The organism is Enterobacter sp. E14S (assembly GCF_055666685.1).
On sequence record NZ_JBVODQ010000004.1, the window covers coordinates 111,469 to 129,682 of the forward strand.

Consider the following 18,214-nt stretch of genomic DNA (forward strand, 5'->3'; position numbering starts at 1 on the left):
TACCCGGCCTACAGGATCGAGCAGGCCCGGTAAGCAAAGCGCCACCGGGCAACCCTATGCTCACACATCATACCGCGACAGCCCAACGTCCTTGAGCTGCTCGTCGCTCATCTGGCTCAGGATGCGGCGCGTGCGGTTGATGCGATACCAGTTGCAGATCGTTTTGCCGATCCAGACAAACACGACGAACGGACGTTTTGAACGATTCTCATAGAATTCCATGATGCTCTCCTCACTGTACCAGTGGGGTTATCATCCTGGAAATCGGCCTTTGCAATACAGACTCAAAAACACCTTTTGTTTAACATACAGATCCGCTAAAACAGTATCTGCATGCCAATTTTTACGGCAATCTGTACTGGTTTTGGAATCTGTATGGTGAAAACAAAGGATACAGCATGACGCGCTATCAACATCTGGCCAACCTTCTGGCAGAACGCATTGAACAAGGGCTGTATCGCAGCGGCGAACGTCTGCCGTCGGTGCGCACGCTGAGCCAGGAGCACGGCGTGAGCATCAGCACCATACAGCAGGCTTATCAAATCCTCGAAAACCTCCAGCTGATCACCCCCCAGCCGCGCTCCGGCTATTTTGTCTCGCAGCGCAAGGCCCAGCCGCCGGTTCCGGCGATGACCCGCCCGGTGCAGCGCCCCGTGGACGTCACCCAGTGGGATGAGGTGATGATGCTGCTGGACGCCCGCGCCGACAAAGAGATGATCTCCTTCGGCGGCGGCTCGCCGGATATTAACCAGCCGAGCCTGAAGCCTCTGTGGCGCGAGATGAGCCGCATCGCGCAGCATAATCCGGGTGAAATGCTGAGCTATGACGTGCTCGACGGGCGCCTGGAGCTGCGCGAGCAGATCGCCCGCCTGATGCTGGATGGCGGCTCCACCGTGGCGGCGAATGAAATTGTCATCACCAACGGCTGCCACGGCGCGCTGTCGATTGCCCTGCTCTCGGTGTGCAAGCCGGGGGACATCGTGGCGGTAGAATCGCCGTCGTTTCACGGCACCATGCAGATGCTGCGCGGGTTTGACATCAAGGCGATTGAAATTCCTACCGATCCCGAGACCGGGATCAGCATCGAGGCATTAGAGCTGGCCCTGGAGCAGTGGCCGATCAAGGCCGTGATTCTGGTGCCCAACTGCAATAACCCGCTCGGGTTTATCATGCCGGAAGCGCGGAAAAAGCAGGTCTTAGCCCTGGCTCAGCGGCACGATATCGTGATTGTCGAGGACGATATTTACGGCGAGCTGGCGGCGGAGTACCCGCGCCCGCGCACCATTCATTCGATGGATATCGACGGCCGCGTGATTCTCTGCAGCTCGTTTACCAAAACCGTGGCGCCGGGCCTGCGCGTCGGCTGGATTGTGCCGGGGCGCTATTACGACCGGGTGATGCACATGAAATACGCCGCGGGCGGGTTTAACGTGCCGGGCACGCAGATGGCGGTGGCGGCGTTTATTCGCGACGGCCATTACCATCGCCACGTGCGCCGTATGCGCCAGATTTATCAGCAGAATATGGAAACCTACACCTGCTGGGTGCGGCAGTATTTTCCGGCAGAGATTTGCGTCACGCGCCCGCAGGGAAGCTTCCTGCTGTGGATTGAACTGCCGGAGAAGGTCGACATGGTGTGCGTCAGCAAGCAGCTGTGTCGGCTGAAGATCCAGGCCGCGGCCGGGTCGCTGTTTTCCGCCTCCGGGAAGTACCGCAACTGTCTGCGGATCAACGTGGCGCTGCCGCCGACGGAGAAGAATCGTGAAGCGTTGAAGAAGATGGGTGAAGCGATTGTGATTGCGATGGAGGAGGACTAGTGCGGCCTGATGCCCTCACCCCGCCCCTCTCCCACAGGGAGAGGGAGAAGGTCAGGATTACTCGTCGAAGTACCAGTATCCCTGGTTAATCAGCCCGGTAAGCTCTTCAACAAACGCCGGGTTTTTCAGCGCATCGCCCAGCTCGGCCTGACCGAGTTCGGTGTAGCGGCACAGCGCATCCGCCGCTTTCGCGTCTACCGTCTCCAGCTGTTCGCTGTTGATAAAGAAGCTGCCGTTGACGTTCAGCACGCGCAGGCCGCTCAGGCGAGACAGCGTTTCGCCGCCCTGCAGCGCGTCCAGCACCTCTTCCGGCGCGTACGGCGGCTCGGCGGCGGCGATATCCAGCTCGTGGCGCGGCGTCGAGACAAAACTGCCGAACCATTTTGTGAAATCATCCGGCTTGCTAATCATGTCGAACATCATCTGGCGAATGCGATCGAGTTCGTACTGCTCCACGCGGCCGGGGTGTTCGCGACAGGTCAGATCCGGATCGCTGTAGTGCTCGCCGCCCAGATCGTTTTCCAGCGCATAATCGGCGAAGCTGCTGATCAGATCGCGACCGTTCGGCCCGCGGAAGCCAACGGAGTAGTTGAGCGCCGTTTCATGGGTAAAGCCGTCGTGCGGGAATCCAGGCGGGATGTAGAGGATATCGCCCGGGGCCAGATCTTCGTCGATGATCGGCTCGAACGGATCGACATGCAGCAGCGCCGGATGCGGGCAGAACTGACGCATCGGCAGCTTGTCGCCCACGCGCCAGCGGCGGCTGCCCATCCCCTGAATGATAAACACGTCGTACTGATCGATATGCGGACCCACGCCGCCGCCCGGCACGGAGAAGGAGATCATCAGGTCATCCAGACGCCAGTCCGGCAGGAAGCGGAACGGACGCACCAGCTCCGCGGCGGGCATATGCCAGTGGTTCACCGCCTGCGCCAGCAGCGACCAGCCGGTTTCGCCCAGATCGTCAAAGTGCTCAAAAGGACCATTGCTGGCCTGCCATTTGCCGTTGAAATGGCTCACCAGACGGCTATCGACTTCCGGCTCCATCGCCAGCCCTGCCAGCTCGTCCGGGGTAATCGGGTCGACAAAATTCGGGAAGGCATTTTTCAGCACTACGGGTTGTTTTTGCCAGTATTTCTCAAGAAATTCCGGCCAGTTCAGGTTCAGTTGATACGCCATGGGTAGCACCAGTGAGAGGGGAAACAGGCGCGATTATGGTGGAGAGCGTGGAGGGCTGCTTTGTCGTGGGTCAAGCGCAGATGATTTGCCTGCCACGCGCGTGTTGGCAATGATTAAACCTGGTCATTAGGTGAAGTGGTATTAAAGTAAAACTTAAATGATAATTTTTCCTGAACCTTTTCCCCCGTCCGACGTTTACTTTTACTCAAGGCATCTTACCTCTTAAAACTGGTAGTTTTTTAATTTTAAGAACAAGATTAGCATTAGAGATTGTCATTCTTTATATTTAGCTCTAAGCTATTTTCTTTTGCATACCTGGCTCATTAAAGGCAATGATTAGAATCACAAGGACTGTTGAAAGCGAACATTGCTTACAAGAATATATTTCAACGTTTTCTGCCTTAAATAATCTTATTGACCGACACCTTTCTAAAACTTATCTCAATCTTTTTGCCCGCCCTCAGCAGGCTGAAGATGGTGCGGTTGAATGGTATAGCGAAATAAATGGCAAACCCCAACGCTTTAACGCTTTAAACGTCGTTGAGCGAGACAAAATCGCCATACTCCTCTCACAAAAGCTGGCGGCACTCACTCAACTTCATCAAACACTCTCGACTAGCGCGCAGACTTCTCCCGAAACACTGCAGTTACTGGCAAAAATAGCCAGACAGCCCTCACCAGAAAGAATATGGATCGTTGACGGTCAGCCTGTGATTACAGGCTGGGACATCATGCCTGAAACTAAGTTGCCGGCAGAACCGCTGGCTAAAAAGCGTGGGTGGTTATGGCTGGGGCTTTTAGCACTGGCTCTGCTTCTGGCTCTTGTTCTCCTGCGCGGCTGCTGGCCGACTGTCAAAGTAGCCACTCCTGCCGTTTCTCCCGTCCAATCAGCCCCTGAGCATCAGGTCAAAATGCTCTGCCCGGCACAGCGGACAAAACAGCAGGCACCTGAAATGGTTATTATTTTTGATGCTTCTGGCTCTATGGCCATGAGCATGGATGCCACACCAGAAGAGATAATGCGGTGGATGCAGGATAAACCTGTACCCGGTATCGATCGTGAACCTCGTCGCATTACGCTCGCGCATCAATCCGCTAAACACATTATCGATGACGTGCCAAATGACATGGACATTAGCCTTATTGCCGCAGCTAATTGCCACCAGGTGAACGCAACTCCGGCTTTCCTGCCGGAACAACGCGCTGAGCTAAAAAAGTTAATTGATAAAATCCAGCCGGTGGGTAAAACCGCTCTGGCAGAGGCGTTAGAAGAGGCGGGGAAACGAGTTAATGGCGTTGACCGTGATGCCATAATTCTACTGGTGACGGACGGGGAAGAGACATGCGGAGGCTCGCCTTGCGATGTCGCGCTTGAGCTAAAAAAACGTAAGCCCCGATTACAGGTCAATGTTGTCGATATCATGAATACCGGCGCCGGAAACTGTATTGCCAGCAATACAGGTGGAAAGGTATTTGCTGTCAATAATACGCAGGAGTTTAATAAGATGATGAACAACGCCGTGAAGGAATATATACCGCAGGGTTGTGATTAACACATTAGAGAAAATGAATACATTGCCAGAAATATAGTTTCACAGCGAAACTTTTTTGCGGCAATCGGATATGCGCACGTCCCAATAATAAGTTTAGTTTAGGTCTAAACGTTTTCGGCCATTTGCCGATAATACTCAATATTTTGTTGCCATAAACAATTGACGCAGATTACCCGGCGTATTTGCGGCGTCCTTTTCCACAGTGGAACTTGCTTTCACTTGTTCGTTTAACAGCAAAGGCATGCAGCGTGAAAGAAATTTTTCTATGCAGTGACAAGCTCGATAAATATCAGTCGATGGGTGAGAATGGACAGGCAGTATATATTTCCGCATTACAGCTGCGTGAAACCCTACGACTTAGAAAACAAACGGCGGTTGCTGACACTTTAGCCATCCCGCAAATCAGCGAGCATGGCGATCGAATCGACTGGTATGCCCCGCTGGCCGGTGACGTTATTCCATGGACGGCCGCAACGGAAGCTGAGCGCCAGGCCGCGCTCGCGCAACTCGAAACCACCCATGCAGCGTTTCGCCAGATAAGTAATGAATTTGCCCAAAGCCAGCAGCCGGAACGCCGGCTCTTTGGGAAATTACTTGAAAAAGCGATGCAATTCCCCGATCAGCAGCACGTGTGGCTGGTAGGTGGAAAGCCGGTCATCAGTTTTTGGGGATTTGTGAACGCCACTAACCAGGCCCGCATCGAGCCGTTAGACTGTTTGCGTCCCATATCTACAGCCTTGCCTCCGCAATCAGCCAGTATTGAACCGGTGATACCAGAACGCACTTTCACTCATCAAAGGCACGCCAAAAGACGCTGGTGGTTGCTCTTACCCGCATGGTTGCGTTGGCTACTGCCGCTACTTCTGTTACTCCTTTTAGCGTTACTGTTCTTACGGGGTTGCATGCCAGGCATAACGATCCCTGGTATTTCATCTTCCGTACCCGCTTTGCCCGCGCCCCACCTTCCAACAGCCGAATCTCTTGCGCCGTCGTCAAGGGCCATCATCAGCACAACAACGTCTAAGGCGAACCTGCATTCGATAACGGGCAGTGAGATTTTAAGCACCACGGGCACTTCACTCACAACGTCACAAGAGCAATCAGCATTACAAACGCCGTCACAAAGCGCAGCAGCAACGGCATCTGCTGTGGATCCTGCGTCAGCCACGAATAGCCCTCATCCCGGCGGAACAGCACCTGCTCTCGAAGCGCCATCGGCCAATACCTCAACTGGCGCTAAAGTCCCGTTGACCCTGCCCGCATCTTCACTGGCCCAAGGAAACACCCGTTTTCTGGACGGGAACTGGCACGCAGGGGCTGGTATTCAGGATCAACGCACAGGAAAGCCCCTTAGTCTGAGTTACCAAATCAATGACGGTAAGGGCGAAGTACAGATGATCCGTGGCGACGGTGTGACCTGTCGTGGCGCGGTCAACGCGGCCATTCAGTCAGGTCATCTCGCCATTAACAATCAGGGAGAAGCACTGTGCTCCGATGGCTCACGCTACCAAATGCCAGAAATTCTGTGTGCTCCAGGCGCGCAAAACATTGCGGATTGCAAAGGCCGTTACGACGCCAAAACACTTTTCCCTATTTCGATGAAGCAGGAGGCAAGTCAGTAAATGCTCGCTGAACTCACTGATTTTAAAAAACAGGTCAAACTTATTCGCGACAGCGGGATCCAGTTCCTTGATTTCGCCTTTACCCTGCCCACGCGTAAAGAATATGGGGAATTTCTTCGTCAACAGGGTGACGAGGCTATTATGCGGCTTATCTATAATGAGAGGGAAGATAAGCTGCAGATCCCTCAGCCTGACAGCGAACCTCCGCGCTACGCAGACTCCGACTACACATTGACGACCGAAGAGTCGCTACGCCTCTATCGCGGCCTCTGGTTACCGCTGCCATTTTTCCGCTTCAACCCGCCACGAGCCTTTGCTCACGGGCCGTATAACTGGTCACGCGTCCAGTTCCATGAGCTGCCTGAGCCGGATGAAAAGGGCAATACCTGGCGCGCTACTCTGATTTTTGATACCAAAATTTTCCCGGATCGCGAGAATACGCAATATCTCGCACCGGGCGAGGATGATATCCGTTCAGGCGCGGGATTTGCTCTGGCACGCCATCCTCACGAGATGGGGGAGTTTCTCTCACTGCCATGGGTGAATGAATGGCTACGGGAAATTTTCAGTACTCAGGCTCGCGAAGTATTACGCCAACATATTGATGACATTGATGAACAACTACTGCAGAAGGAACATCAGGCGCATTATCTTAACCTGCTGCATGTCCTGGCGACGACGATTGTCGTTCCTGAAGTACAGGTCAACGACGTAAAAATCCGGGACTCAGCGATACCTGTAGATCTCGTGCTGGACATTGGTAACTCACGTAGCTGCGGCATCCTGATCGAAGAACATCGTGACGACAATAAAGGGCTTTCTCAACTTTATCAGCTTCAGCTCCGAGATTTGAGCCAACCGCAATTTGTTTATAACGAGCCTTTTGACAGCCGTCTCGAGTTTGCCCAGGCCGAATTCGGCAAGCAGGATTTCTCGCTAAAAAGCGGGCGCAGCGATGCCTTCACATGGCCAACCATTGGACGCGTCGGCGGAGAAGCCTTCAGAATGGCGGCTCAACGCCTGGGTACCGAGGGCTCAACAGGGATCTCCAGCCCTAAACGCTACCTCTGGGACGATCAACCCTATTCACCGGGATGGCGCTTTAGCCAGTCCTTCGTGAAAAGTGACAGAGAGCCGTTAGCCACTGCAGCACCGCTGCTGTATATGGTCAACGATCAGGGGAAATTGCTCATTCGCCTGAAAAATGAAGAAGACCGTATGCCCGTCTTCACGCCGGTATACAGTCGTAGCTCGCTGATGACGATGATGTTGTCAGAGGTATTAAGCCAGGCTCTCATGCAAATCAACAGCCCTTCACAGCGGCTGAAGATGAACCACGCCAGCACACCGCGTCGTTTACGAAATGTCATTATGACTGTCCCTCCGGCGATGCCAAAGCCTGAGCGCGCTATCTTTGAGGAGAGCATGCATGACGCTATCCGCATGGTCTGGAAAGCGCTCGGCTGGGAAGAGATGGATTATGAAGGCGATGACCCGCAGTGCTTGAAATACGCCCATCCAGGCGTACACGTGAAGTGGGACGAAGCCACCTGTGGGCAGTTGGTATATCTCTATAACGAAACGCAGAACTACTTTGGCGGTCGCACGGACGAATTTTTTGCAGCTACTCGCCGTCCCGATACTCAAAAGGACACCAGCGATACACGCTCATTAAAAATCGCGTCGATTGACATTGGCGGAGGAACGACCGATCTCGTCATTTCTCGCTACACGCTGGATGAAGGCCAGGGCATTAACGTCCGGATTACCCCGAAACAGCTTTTCCGTGAAGGGTTTAAGGTAGCAGGCGACGACATACTGCTGGATGTTATACGGCTTTTCCTCCAGCCAGCAGTAAAAGCGGCCATGACCAAAGTCGGCCACAGCGATCTTGCAGCCGAATCAATGATGTCACAACTGTTCGGTAGTGAATCGATCGAAGCCGGAAAACAGGTATTACGTCAGCAGCTTACATTGCAGATCTTCGCGCCTCTGGCGTTATCTATTTTGCATCGCTATGAAGAGTACTCCCCGGAAAATGGTCGGGAGATACTGAATTACACTTTCCGTGAGCTACTTGCCGATAATCTTCCAACCGAGAAAGTACAGGATTACGTCAACGACGTTGCCCGTTCCGGACAGCTTGCGAGCGAAGTACCGTTCTCCATTCTGGATGTACCGCTGGAGTTGGATCTTGCGCGTCTGCACAATGAATTTATCGACCCTCGCAGCGGGCGAATGAACATTTGCCACAGCCTGCGCGCGTTGTGCGAAGTGCTTTGGCACTACAACTGCGATGTATTACTTTTAACCGGTCGTCCATCCCGCCTGCCGGGAATCCAAGCGCTCATTCGCCAGCTTCAACCTGTTCCCCCTTCTCGCGTGCTGCCACTCCACGGTTATGAAACCGGTGGCTGGTATCCGTTTAACAAGAAAGGATGCATTGACGATCCGAAATCGACAGCCGTTGTGGGGGCGATGCTGTGCCTGTTAGCGGAGAAATCCAGGCTCAACAACTTCTTCTTCCGCACTGCGAACTTTAAGCCTTATTCAACCATCCGCTATGTCGGGATGCTTGATGGAAACAATGTGATTAAAGACAGCAATGTCGCCTATCGCGACGTTGATTTGGACTCCGCTGATTTCCAGTTACCGGAAGGGAAAGGCTTTGAAGCACGGGGGGAAGTGCGTATCGGTTTCCGCCAGCTTGATAACGAACGCTGGCCATCGACCGCACTTTACACCCTAAAAATTACCAGTGCGAACCTGGCAAGCGAGCTGTCGGGTGATGCTGTAATAAGCATCGGTTTAACCGCAGAACAGGGACGTGGACGTAGTAGCGAAGAACCGGTCAGTCCGGAGCGCTTCCAGATTGGCTCGATGGAAATGAAAAACGCACAGCGCGGTTATGGTCGTAGAGATGTTGCATTCCAGTTGAACACAATGGTCGGTAATGGGCTGAGTGAAACCCATTACTGGCTGGATAGCGGGAGTATTAAAAGCTAATGAGCACTATTCATCCCAACACCATTATCCAGGGCTGGAATGGCGTCGAACAAGGTGCAGGCCGGGCCATTGACTGGATCGCAAGCGTTCGTCAGGACGCGCCGCGCCTGAACACTGAAGCCGATCGCCTGACCATGAACTTGCGCCGCAGCCGTAACAAAGCACGCAGATTGGCGCAGGCCGCAGCGAAACCGATGACAATCGGCTTCTTTGGCTTGTCGCAGGCAGGCAAATCGTATCTCATTTCCGCGCTGGCTGCGGGTGAAAACGGAAAGCTGGAAACACGCCTCGGCGGCAATCAGCTCGATTTTTTGACCCACATCAACCCGCCTGGCGGCGGCAAAGAGGCGACGGGTCTTGTTACCCGGTTTAGCCGCAGTGCTCAGAGCTCAGACGACCGCTGGCCTGTCACGTTACAGCTCTTCAACGAAGTGGAAATGGGGAAGATCCTCGCCAACGCATTCATCCATGACTTCAACCAGGAAAAATTTGACTGGCAGTTCGATGAAAAACGCATCAGCGATCTGTTAACGTCCCTGTCGAAACGACGCCTGACCTCCCGCAGCCCTGGCGTGACCGAAGATGACGTAGTTTCTTTTTGGGATTACCTCATCCGCCATGCTGAGAAAACGCAAAGCCGTTTTGCCCTGACCTACTGGCCACAGGCAGTAAGCCTCGCACCATGGCTTTCTGTTGAAGATCGCGGCCAGCTTTTCTCCGTTTTATGGGGCGAAGTACCAGAACTAACCAATGCCTATATCCGTTTTGCCAACACGCTACAGCGTCTCGGTGGAGTGCAGGAGCTGCGTGCCCCGCTGAGCACGCTGGTTCGTAACGAAAACGGCCTGCTTATCCAGCGGGATAGCATCATGAACGTCGATATGCTGGAGCGGCTGAATACCCCGTCGGATCAGACTATTGAAGTCTGTCCTGTGGTAAATGGGCAAACGGGTGCGTCTATTTCGCTATCGCTGGCAGAGCTCACTGCGCTTACCGTTGAATTGCATATCCCGTTAATGGCTCCGCCTCGCGAAACAATCTTCGAAGCCGTCGACTTGCTTGATTTCCCGGGTTATCGCGGCCGTCTGGCGGTGGAGTCCATGAGTGATGTCACTCGCGAGGTTAAAAATGCAGAGAGCAACCCGCTAGCGCAGTTAATTTTGCGCGGAAAAGTGGCCTATCTTTTTGAACGCTACACCGAAAACCAGGAGATGAATGTCCTGGTGGTGTGTACGGCCTCAACAAAACAGTCTGATGTCAAAGAAGTGGGCGGCGTTCTGGACGAGTGGATCCGTTACACCCAGGGCGCCGATGCCGACGCGCGTGGTCGTCGCTTACCTGGCCTAGTCTGGGCATTAACCATGTTTGATCTGCGCATTAGCCAAAACCTTTCCCATGACGAAGCACTTCTTCGCCAGTCCTGGGGGCTTGGCGGGATGATCAAAATGGCGATGACCGAGCGTTTTGGCCAGTACAAATGGATGCAGGAATGGAGCCAGGGCCAGGCGTTCAATAACACGTTCCTGGTACGCAAACCGCGCCAGCAAACGCCCTTTATCCGCATGAACGCAGGTAGTGAAGCGGCTTTCAACGACGACAATGGCGGGCAGCTCGCACTGATGCGGAAAACCTTCCTTGAAGATGAAGCTGTCGCTCGCTACATCGCGAACCCTGCTGAAGCCTGGGATGCGATGCTCACCCTCAACGACGGTGGTATGCGCCGAATGGCCGATTATCTGGCCCGCGTCGCCCGCCCTGAACTGAAACTGGAGCGGATCGCAGAACAGCTCGACGAGATCCGCCACGAACTGGTCGAAGGGGGACTGGGGAACTGGTACCAGCCGGACGGCGAAGAAGAGCTGTCCAGAAAATCCCGAATTGCGCAAGAGATCCTTGCCACCCTGAAAAAACGCAGCGGCATGCACGGCGAACTGCTGGCGCGGTTGGTTCCGGCACGCCGCGATCTCCATGCACTTTACATGCAGCAAACGACCCTGTCTGCGCCTGAAGCAGAAGAAGAAGATGCAGGATTCTTTGATATCGGTGTGGAAGATGCTTTCGAAAGCAGCGCAACTGCGGTGACGACGCACAGCCATGAGATCGCTTTCGCGCACCAGAGCGTTCAGCTCTGGATTAACCATCTGCGCGGCCTGCCTGAAACCGCCGCCATGCTCAACTACATCAGTCTTCCGCGCCCGATTGCCGAAGCGCTGGTAGACGAATTGATCACGGGGTTATTGCGTTCACGTGTCGAGGACTCGCTGGTCAATGCAATGAAAAATACCGAGCAGGCTGGCGTTCGTCGCGAACGTATGGTCGAGCGTCAGGTTTCACGCGTGCTTCACGTGATGAGCGATTTCATCACCTGGCTGGGCTATCAAAATATGCCGGAATCGAAACGCCCGGCCCGTCTCAACCAGCCCGAACAGCCGATCTTTACCCGTCCACCAACGTGCGACAGCGTGGTCTGGAAAGGTGATGAACGCCTGGCACGCCTGACGCCGCAACAGCTGAACTACAGTGCCTTCTTTATCATCGACTGGCTGGTTGGCCTGGAAGCACTCATTACCGAAAACGCAGGTCATTCTGCCGGACGCGAGATTAGCGTCGCGCAGAACGAAAATCTGGGCGTCATTCTCCGCCAGATTAAATTGGCAAAGGAGTAACTGGACGTGATCAAACCTGAACTTAAGACGCTGACCCCTATACAACCAGGATTCGCATTGCTCTTGTTGAAAGGCTGGAAAGGCGATGCCGAGGGCGTCACAATCTCGGTAGTACGTAATCAGGATCGCCTGTATCTGGATAGCCACGGTGATTGGGTCAGTGGCGAGATTTTCCTCGCCCTTCCTCCACTGATACAAAATGAGGAGACGCCCTGCGTTCAGGTCGGCCCTTCTCTGATCGATCCACTACTCGCCAACCGCCAGGCGGCCTATCGCATCACCATCAAAGATGGAAGTAATAAGGATATGGGGATTCTGACCATCGCTGAAGGGCTACTCAGCTCCCAGGCCGGTGGTGAAAACCCACTCCCGGAAAATATACAGACGCTGAATGATACCCCCATCGTGCAGCCGATGTCCGTTCAAGAACCGGAACCTGTCGTTTTAGAACCTGTCGCAGAAAAGCCTGTATCTCAACAGCCGCATAAGCCGAAAAGTAAGCTGCCGTTATTTGCGGGATTAGCCATTCTATTGCTCCTGCTGGCCGCTGCTGGGTGGTGGTTTACCCGTAAGCCAGAGCCTGCAATTCCAGCGGTACCTCCCGCGCCCGTCGCGAAAACTACCGGGCCGTGTGGTGATGAACAAATGGCGAGCGGCAATGAAATGGCGTTCGTTAAAGGGTGCCTGCGTAGCCAGCCAAGTAGTGCACAACTGCTGGACGTCATCGCAAAAGCGAAAGCGGCAAAACATTGCGATATCGCTCAGCGCCTTTACGCCTATAAAGCCCAGTCCGGCGATACGCAGATGGCCGTTCGTTATGCACAAGAATATGACCCGAAAACCGCAAAACCAGGGGGATGCTTCAATCCTGACGCAGAGACAGCGGCGTATTGGTATGAGTCGGTTGTAAATCTGGATCCGCAGAATAACGAGGCCAAAGCCCGTTTAGCTGAGCTGAAGAAATAGGATAAACAATGAAATACATGCATTGGTTCAGTAGCCTGGTGTGTGCCGCAACGCTGGCATCCCCCGCCTGTGCCGCGGGTAAACAGCCGCTTTTGCAGGAAGGTAAACATGCGTTATTCCAGCGGGTACTGACTTACCCAGGCTGCCAGCTGTCCGCCAAAGCAGGTGAAGCAGGTAAAGAGCAGCCGGCCTTTAGTCGATTCTATGTTTACCAAAGGACAACGCTGGGTCAGGACACGTGGCTGCAGGTTGGGCCGGACAGCTTTGGTCATACCGCTGGCTGGATGAAATCCTCCTGCACCGTTGACTGGAAAATGCAGCTGACGCTGGCGTTTACCAATCCTGCTGGCCGTCAACCGATGCTGTTCTTTAAAGAGAAATCCGACGTTGAGTCTCTTCTGAACAGCAAAAACCCTGCGGCAACATTGCAACCAATGCTCAACAGTTTGAGCAGCCATAAACCGGTCCCGCAGGTTCTGGCACGCGAGCCTGATTACATGGTGGATCAGTTAAAAAACTTTTATCTCTTACCTGTTCTTGGCTCAGATGATGTGTTTACCGATACCGGCTTCCAGGTACGTGTACTCAACGTTGCCTCCGTCAGCGAAAAGTCACCCGCAAAAAAGGCCGCGTCCGCTGCTGATGAAAAGAACATGATGAAAGGGTTCTCCGCCTCGGTTGTCTTTGTGATCGACTCCACCATCTCGATGGGGCCGTATATCGATCGCACCAAAGAGGCGATCGATAAGATCTACAAGAGGATCGAGAAGGAACACTTACAGGATCAGGTCAAGTTTGGCCTGGTAGCTTTCCGCTCCAGCGTGAAAGCGGTTCCGGGTCTTGAATACGACAGCAAGATGTATGTCGACCCCAATACCGTTAAAGATGGTAAAGACTTCCTCGCTAAAGTACATGACCTGAAGCAGGCTACCGTTTCCAGCAGCAAGGTTGATGAAGATGCTTACGGCGGGATCATGACAGCGCTGGACAAAGTGGACTGGACGCAGTTTGGCGCCCGCTACGTTGTACTGATTACTGACGCAGGCGCGCTTGATGGCACAGATAAGCTCTCGTCAACCCATCTGGATGCCGCCCAGGTGCGTCAGGAAGCCGCCTATCGTGGCGTTGCGCTGTATGCGTTACATCTGAAAACCTCTGATGGTAAGAAAAATCACAGTTCTGCTGAAGCCCAGTATCAGGAGCTGACGTTAAATCCATTCCTGCACAAACCGCTCTACTATCCTATTGATTCAGGTGATGTAAATAGCTTCGGTAGTATGGTCGATAGCCTGGCGAATGCCATTACCGGCCAGATTAAAACAGCCTGGAGCGGCGAAGAAACGGCGGGGAGCGCGCTGGGGGCAAGCCCTAAATATGCCGGTAAGAAAGAAGATCCCCTGCTCAGTGATGCCGACAAGTTAAGTAAGGCAATGCGTCTTGCCTATCTGGGTGAAAAGCAAGGCACCACGGCACCACCGGTATTCAAGTCATGGATAAGCGACCGCGATCTGATTGACCAAAACATCCCGGCGACCGAGGTGCGCGTACTGCTCACGAAAAGCGAGCTCAGCGATCTGAGCGATGTCATGAAGAAGATCGTCAATGCCGCCAATGAGGGGATGATCTCTCCGGATGACATGTTTGCCAGCCTGCGTTCTCTGGCGGCAACCATGGGCAACGATCCAAACCAGGCGAAAGGGAAAAATGCGACCCGCCTAGGAGAGATGGGACTGCTCGGTGAATATATCGAGAGCTTACCTTACCTCAGTGAAGTATTGAGCCTGGACGAAGAAACCTGGAAAAGCTGGGATGGCCTTGAGCAGGAGCGTTTCATCCGCAGGCTGAATACCAAGCTTAATTACTATCAACGCTACAACCAGGATGTAGACCGTTGGGTGGCATTAGCGCCCGATAGCGACCCACGCGATAACGTTTATCCGGTACCTCTGGAGAACCTGCCCTGATGTTGAGGATCCGCGATATGGAGATCAGCCGGGGCGGGACGCATGGCTATAGCGTCGCCCTCCCGCACCTCTCGTTGAAAAAGGGAGAGGTGGTCGCTCTAACCGGGCCTAGCGGGTGCGGTAAAAGCACGCTTCTGGAGATGATAGGGGCGATCCTCCGCCCAGCGCATCTTGCCGAATACCGGCTCGCCGGTCGCGATATTTCAATACCGCTCATGGCTGAAAACGAGCCTGTCCTGGCCGCGCTTCGAGCACGCGAGCTTGGGTTTATGCTACAGCACGGCGGCTTGTTGCCCTGGTTACCCGTGATAGAAAACATCACTCTGGTTCGCAGGCTGGCAGGACTTAGCCTACAGTCAGCCTGGCTCGATAAGGCCATCGACAGCCTGGGCGTGCGGCCGCTGCTGACAAGAATGCCTTCCCGGCTTTCTATCGGCGAGCGCCAGCGCGTTGCCTTCATCCGTGCGATTGCCCACCAGCCACGCTTACTCCTTGCCGATGAACCGACTGCGGCGCTGGATCCTGATAATGCAGACCGGTTGTTTGACCTGATGATCGGCATGGTGCGCTCACTGGATATGGCAGCCATTGTTGTGAGCCACGACTGGCAGCGCGTGACGCATTTTGGGATTGACCGATATCAGGCCGTGACCGGAGAGGGAAAAAGTGTCTTCTTACCCAGCTGATATGCCAGCGTCAGGCACCCTGCTATGCCGTATGGCTCTGCGCGATCTCATTCACGATCGCAAGGTCGCGCTGTGCATCATCTTCTCTTTGATTGCCGTTATCGCACCGTTATTGCTGCTGTTCGGATTGAAGAATGGCATTGTCAGCCAGCTTCGCCATCAGCTTCTCGACGACCCTCGCACCCGGGAAGTACGTATAACGGGTAATGGTAATTATGATTTTGCCTGGCTTGATAAGCTCGCCCGCCGTTCAGAAGTCGGATTTTCGATTCCGTTAACCCGTTCGCTGAACACTCAGGCCGATCTGGTCCGGGACGGGCAACACTTTGTCCCGGGTGCTGAAGTGATCCCGACGGCCAAAGGCGATCCTCTTTTGCAGGATGTCAGAGCACCGGTCAAAGACAGCGATACCGTACTCAGCGCCAGTGCGGCACGGCGCCTTGGCGTGCAGCCAGGAGATATCCTGCGCCTGATGGTGAGCCGAAAAAGCGAAGGGAAAAACCAACGCGCCACGTTCGCTTTAACCGTTACCGGCGTGCTGGATGACGCAAAATTTTCACGTCAAGGTGCCTTTATTACATTGCCTTTGCTTGTTGCTCTGGAAGACTACCGCGATGGCTTTCAGGTTCCCTTGCTGGGGGTCAGCGATGGCAAGCCGCCCAGAGAGAGAACCCGCTATTCAAGAGCACGTATCTATGCCAGTTCGATAGATGACGTTTCACTCCTCGCGCGGTGGCTGGAGACGCAGAACATTGAGGCTATCACTCAGTCAGCTCAAATTGAGTCTGTGCGTGCCATCGACCGTGTGCTGGGGATTATCTTTGGCGTGATTGCCTGGATCTCTGCATCAGGGTGCATCGCCTCGTTAGTCGGTGCCTTCATCGCCAACATTGATCGTAAGCGCAAAGATATGGCCGTGCTGCGCCTTCTGGGTTTTCGCCGTCGCGCTGTGACGCTTTTTATTATTATTCAGGCGCTGTGTTTGACCGGCGTCTCATACGGACTGGGTGTGATCATCTACCTGCTGGGCAGCGCATTGTTCAACCATCTGTTGGGCAGTTCTTTACCGGACCAGGCATTCGTCTGTCACCTTGACCCCCTTCATTTTATCGCCGCATTGCTCTGTGTCCTTGCCGTGGCGTTAGGCGTGGCCGCTATCGGAGCACTGCGCGCACTGAAAATCGAACCTGCGGAGAGTTTACGTGAAATCTAAACTGGCGATGAGCCTGGCTATCATTGGACTCGGGTACGCCTGCGCGGCGAATGCCACCTGGGATGAAAAGTTCTGGAACCCAAAACCTCTGGCCGATGACGTGATATTGCCTATGCCGTGCGACGGTGCCATGGCATTTCGCAAAGTCGCTATCCCGCTGAATAAACCGCTGGAAGATTACAACATCACGCTGGGGCAAGAAGGCGACGACTGGGGATACGTTGAACAATCTCGCCAGGAACACATTGCAGGCAGTTTCCCGGAGAAGGGTGGTAAGGGCCGTTATTACCTGATGGCCAAATATGAACTGAGCGACCTGCAGTATCGCGCGCTTTCTGGGGAATGCCCGACGACGGATATGAAAGGACGTTTACCGAAGGTGAGTATTGGCTGGATGGATGCCATGGTATTCGCAAATCAATACAACCTGTGGTTACGAAAAGAAAAACTTTCTGCACTGCCTGAAGATGATGGTCAGGCGGGATTTTTACGGCTTCCGACAGAAACCGAGTGGGAGTTTGCCGCACGCGGCGGGCTCGCGGTTTCCCCCGCAGAGTTCCGCGATCGCCACTTCCCCATGCCTGAAGGATTAAACGGTTATGTCTGGTTTGCGGGGGCACAGTCTGCAAATGGAAAACTTCAGCTTACCGGCCTGCTGAAACCTAACCCGCTCGGATTGCACGACATACTGGGCAACGCAGCAGAGATGATGTTTGACCCGTTCCGCCTGAACAAGCTCGATCGCCTGCATGGTAAGGCTGGGGGCTATGTCGTTCGGGGGGGCAGTTATATGACTCCTCAGGCGGATATCCGCAGTTCACTGCGTGGAGAGGAGCCGTACTATGCCAATGCGGGCGAGAATACAACCAAAAGCACCGGTGTTCGTCTGGTTTTAGTTTCCACAACCCTGACATCACGCGAGCGGGTGAAAGAGATTGAAAAAGAGTGGCAATCATTAGGCACGGGTAAAAAGGAGACACCTGCAGGCAAAGCTGATGATTCGCTAAAAAACCTGAATGCTATCTCGGCAAAAGTCCAGGATGACGCACTAAAGAAACAACTTGAGCAACTGCGTGGTGAGCTGCGCGCAAATAGCCAGCTTCGGGATGAACAACGGGATCAGGCAATACGCACATCGTTACAGTTGGGCGCCTTTTTGTGCACAAAAATGAAAGATGACGGCGAGTTTTACGATCGTCTCAACCAGCTCTTCACCAAAACCTGTGCCGCAGGCAGCCAGCTTGATGCTAATTGCTCCCGCCGTCAGGAACAGCTTGGTCAACATCAAAAAGCCCTTGATTTTATTACCAGTTATTACGCTGACACCCTGGTAGACATGGGCACAACCTATGACAAACCCCTCATCGAACCGCAGGTCGCTGTCGTATTGCAACAGATGGCTGCACGCGGAAAAACCAACCTTAACGGTTATCTCAATACCTACTGGAAGAACCTTCAGGGGTACTGGAAAGATGGAAAAGTTGCGCGCGAGGCGTGGCTTAGTTCATGTAAAAAAAATAATTAAATAGTTCAGGAGATTGG

Annotated in this window: 12 protein-coding genes; 10 read left to right on the forward strand and 2 right to left on the reverse strand. The window is 53.9% G+C overall.

Going from position 1 to position 18,214, the window contains the following annotated elements; translation table 11 throughout:
- Positions 1 to 60 precede the first annotated feature (60 nt).
- Entirely contained in the window at positions 61 to 222 is a 162-nt protein-coding gene (locus tag ACZ6J2_RS11590) for a DUF1127 domain-containing protein (RefSeq protein WP_023334364.1), read from the reverse strand.
- Between the two features lie 176 nt (positions 223 to 398).
- On the opposite strand from ACZ6J2_RS11590, the gene ACZ6J2_RS11595 reads away from it, so the two are divergent.
- Entirely contained in the window at positions 399 to 1,817 is a 1,419-nt protein-coding gene (locus ACZ6J2_RS11595) for an aminotransferase-like domain-containing protein (RefSeq protein ID WP_256062475.1), read from the forward strand.
- A gap of 57 nt (positions 1,818 to 1,874) precedes the next feature.
- On the opposite strand, the gene ACZ6J2_RS11600 is transcribed toward ACZ6J2_RS11595, so the two are convergent.
- The gene (locus tag ACZ6J2_RS11600; RefSeq protein ID WP_471725777.1) at positions 1,875 to 2,996 is read right to left on the reverse strand and encodes a ribosomal protein uL16 3-hydroxylase; all 1,122 of its coding nucleotides are present in this window, start codon (positions 2,994 to 2,996) and stop codon (positions 1,875 to 1,877) included.
- A gap of 332 nt (positions 2,997 to 3,328) precedes the next feature.
- On the opposite strand from ACZ6J2_RS11600, the gene ACZ6J2_RS11605 reads away from it, so the two are divergent.
- From ACZ6J2_RS11605 to ACZ6J2_RS11645, 9 genes are all read left to right on the forward strand, one after another.
- Entirely contained in the window at positions 3,329 to 4,549 is a 1,221-nt protein-coding gene (locus ACZ6J2_RS11605) for a VWA domain-containing protein (RefSeq protein WP_213787717.1), read from the forward strand.
- A gap of 248 nt (positions 4,550 to 4,797) precedes the next feature.
- A complete protein-coding gene (locus tag ACZ6J2_RS11610; protein ID WP_471725778.1) occupies positions 4,798 to 6,171 on the forward strand; it encodes an SrfA family protein in 1,374 nt (457 codons plus the stop codon).
- Entirely contained in the window at positions 6,172 to 9,177 is a 3,006-nt protein-coding gene (locus tag ACZ6J2_RS11615; protein WP_471725779.1) for a virulence factor SrfB, read from the forward strand.
- Complete coding sequence (locus ACZ6J2_RS11620) at positions 9,177 to 11,843, forward strand: putative virulence factor (protein WP_087823599.1); 2,667 nt, start codon at positions 9,177 to 9,179, stop codon at positions 11,841 to 11,843. Before ACZ6J2_RS11615 ends, ACZ6J2_RS11620 begins: the two co-directional genes overlap by 1 nt.
- A 6-nt stretch (positions 11,844 to 11,849) precedes the next feature.
- Positions 11,850 to 12,809 (forward strand): hypothetical protein, encoded by a 960-nt coding sequence (locus tag ACZ6J2_RS11625; protein WP_471725780.1) that lies wholly within the window; start codon positions 11,850 to 11,852, stop codon positions 12,807 to 12,809.
- 8 nt (positions 12,810 to 12,817) lie between these two features.
- Positions 12,818 to 14,773 (forward strand): vWA domain-containing protein, encoded by a 1,956-nt coding sequence (locus tag ACZ6J2_RS11630; protein WP_471725781.1) that lies wholly within the window; start codon positions 12,818 to 12,820, stop codon positions 14,771 to 14,773.
- A 17-nt stretch (positions 14,774 to 14,790) separates the two neighbouring features.
- Positions 14,791 to 15,459 carry an ABC transporter ATP-binding protein gene (locus ACZ6J2_RS11635; RefSeq protein WP_033146480.1) on the forward strand — a complete coding sequence of 223 codons (669 nt, stop codon included), beginning with the start codon at positions 14,791 to 14,793 and terminating at the stop codon, positions 15,457 to 15,459.
- A 31-nt stretch (positions 15,460 to 15,490) separates the two neighbouring features.
- The gene (locus ACZ6J2_RS11640; RefSeq protein ID WP_471725782.1) at positions 15,491 to 16,672 is read left to right on the forward strand and encodes an ABC transporter permease; all 1,182 of its coding nucleotides are present in this window, start codon (positions 15,491 to 15,493) and stop codon (positions 16,670 to 16,672) included.
- Complete coding sequence (locus ACZ6J2_RS11645) at positions 16,662 to 18,197, forward strand: SUMF1/EgtB/PvdO family nonheme iron enzyme (RefSeq protein WP_182072036.1); 1,536 nt, start codon at positions 16,662 to 16,664, stop codon at positions 18,195 to 18,197. Before ACZ6J2_RS11640 ends, ACZ6J2_RS11645 begins: the two co-directional genes overlap by 11 nt.
- The last annotated feature ends 17 nt before the right edge of the window (positions 18,198 to 18,214 follow it).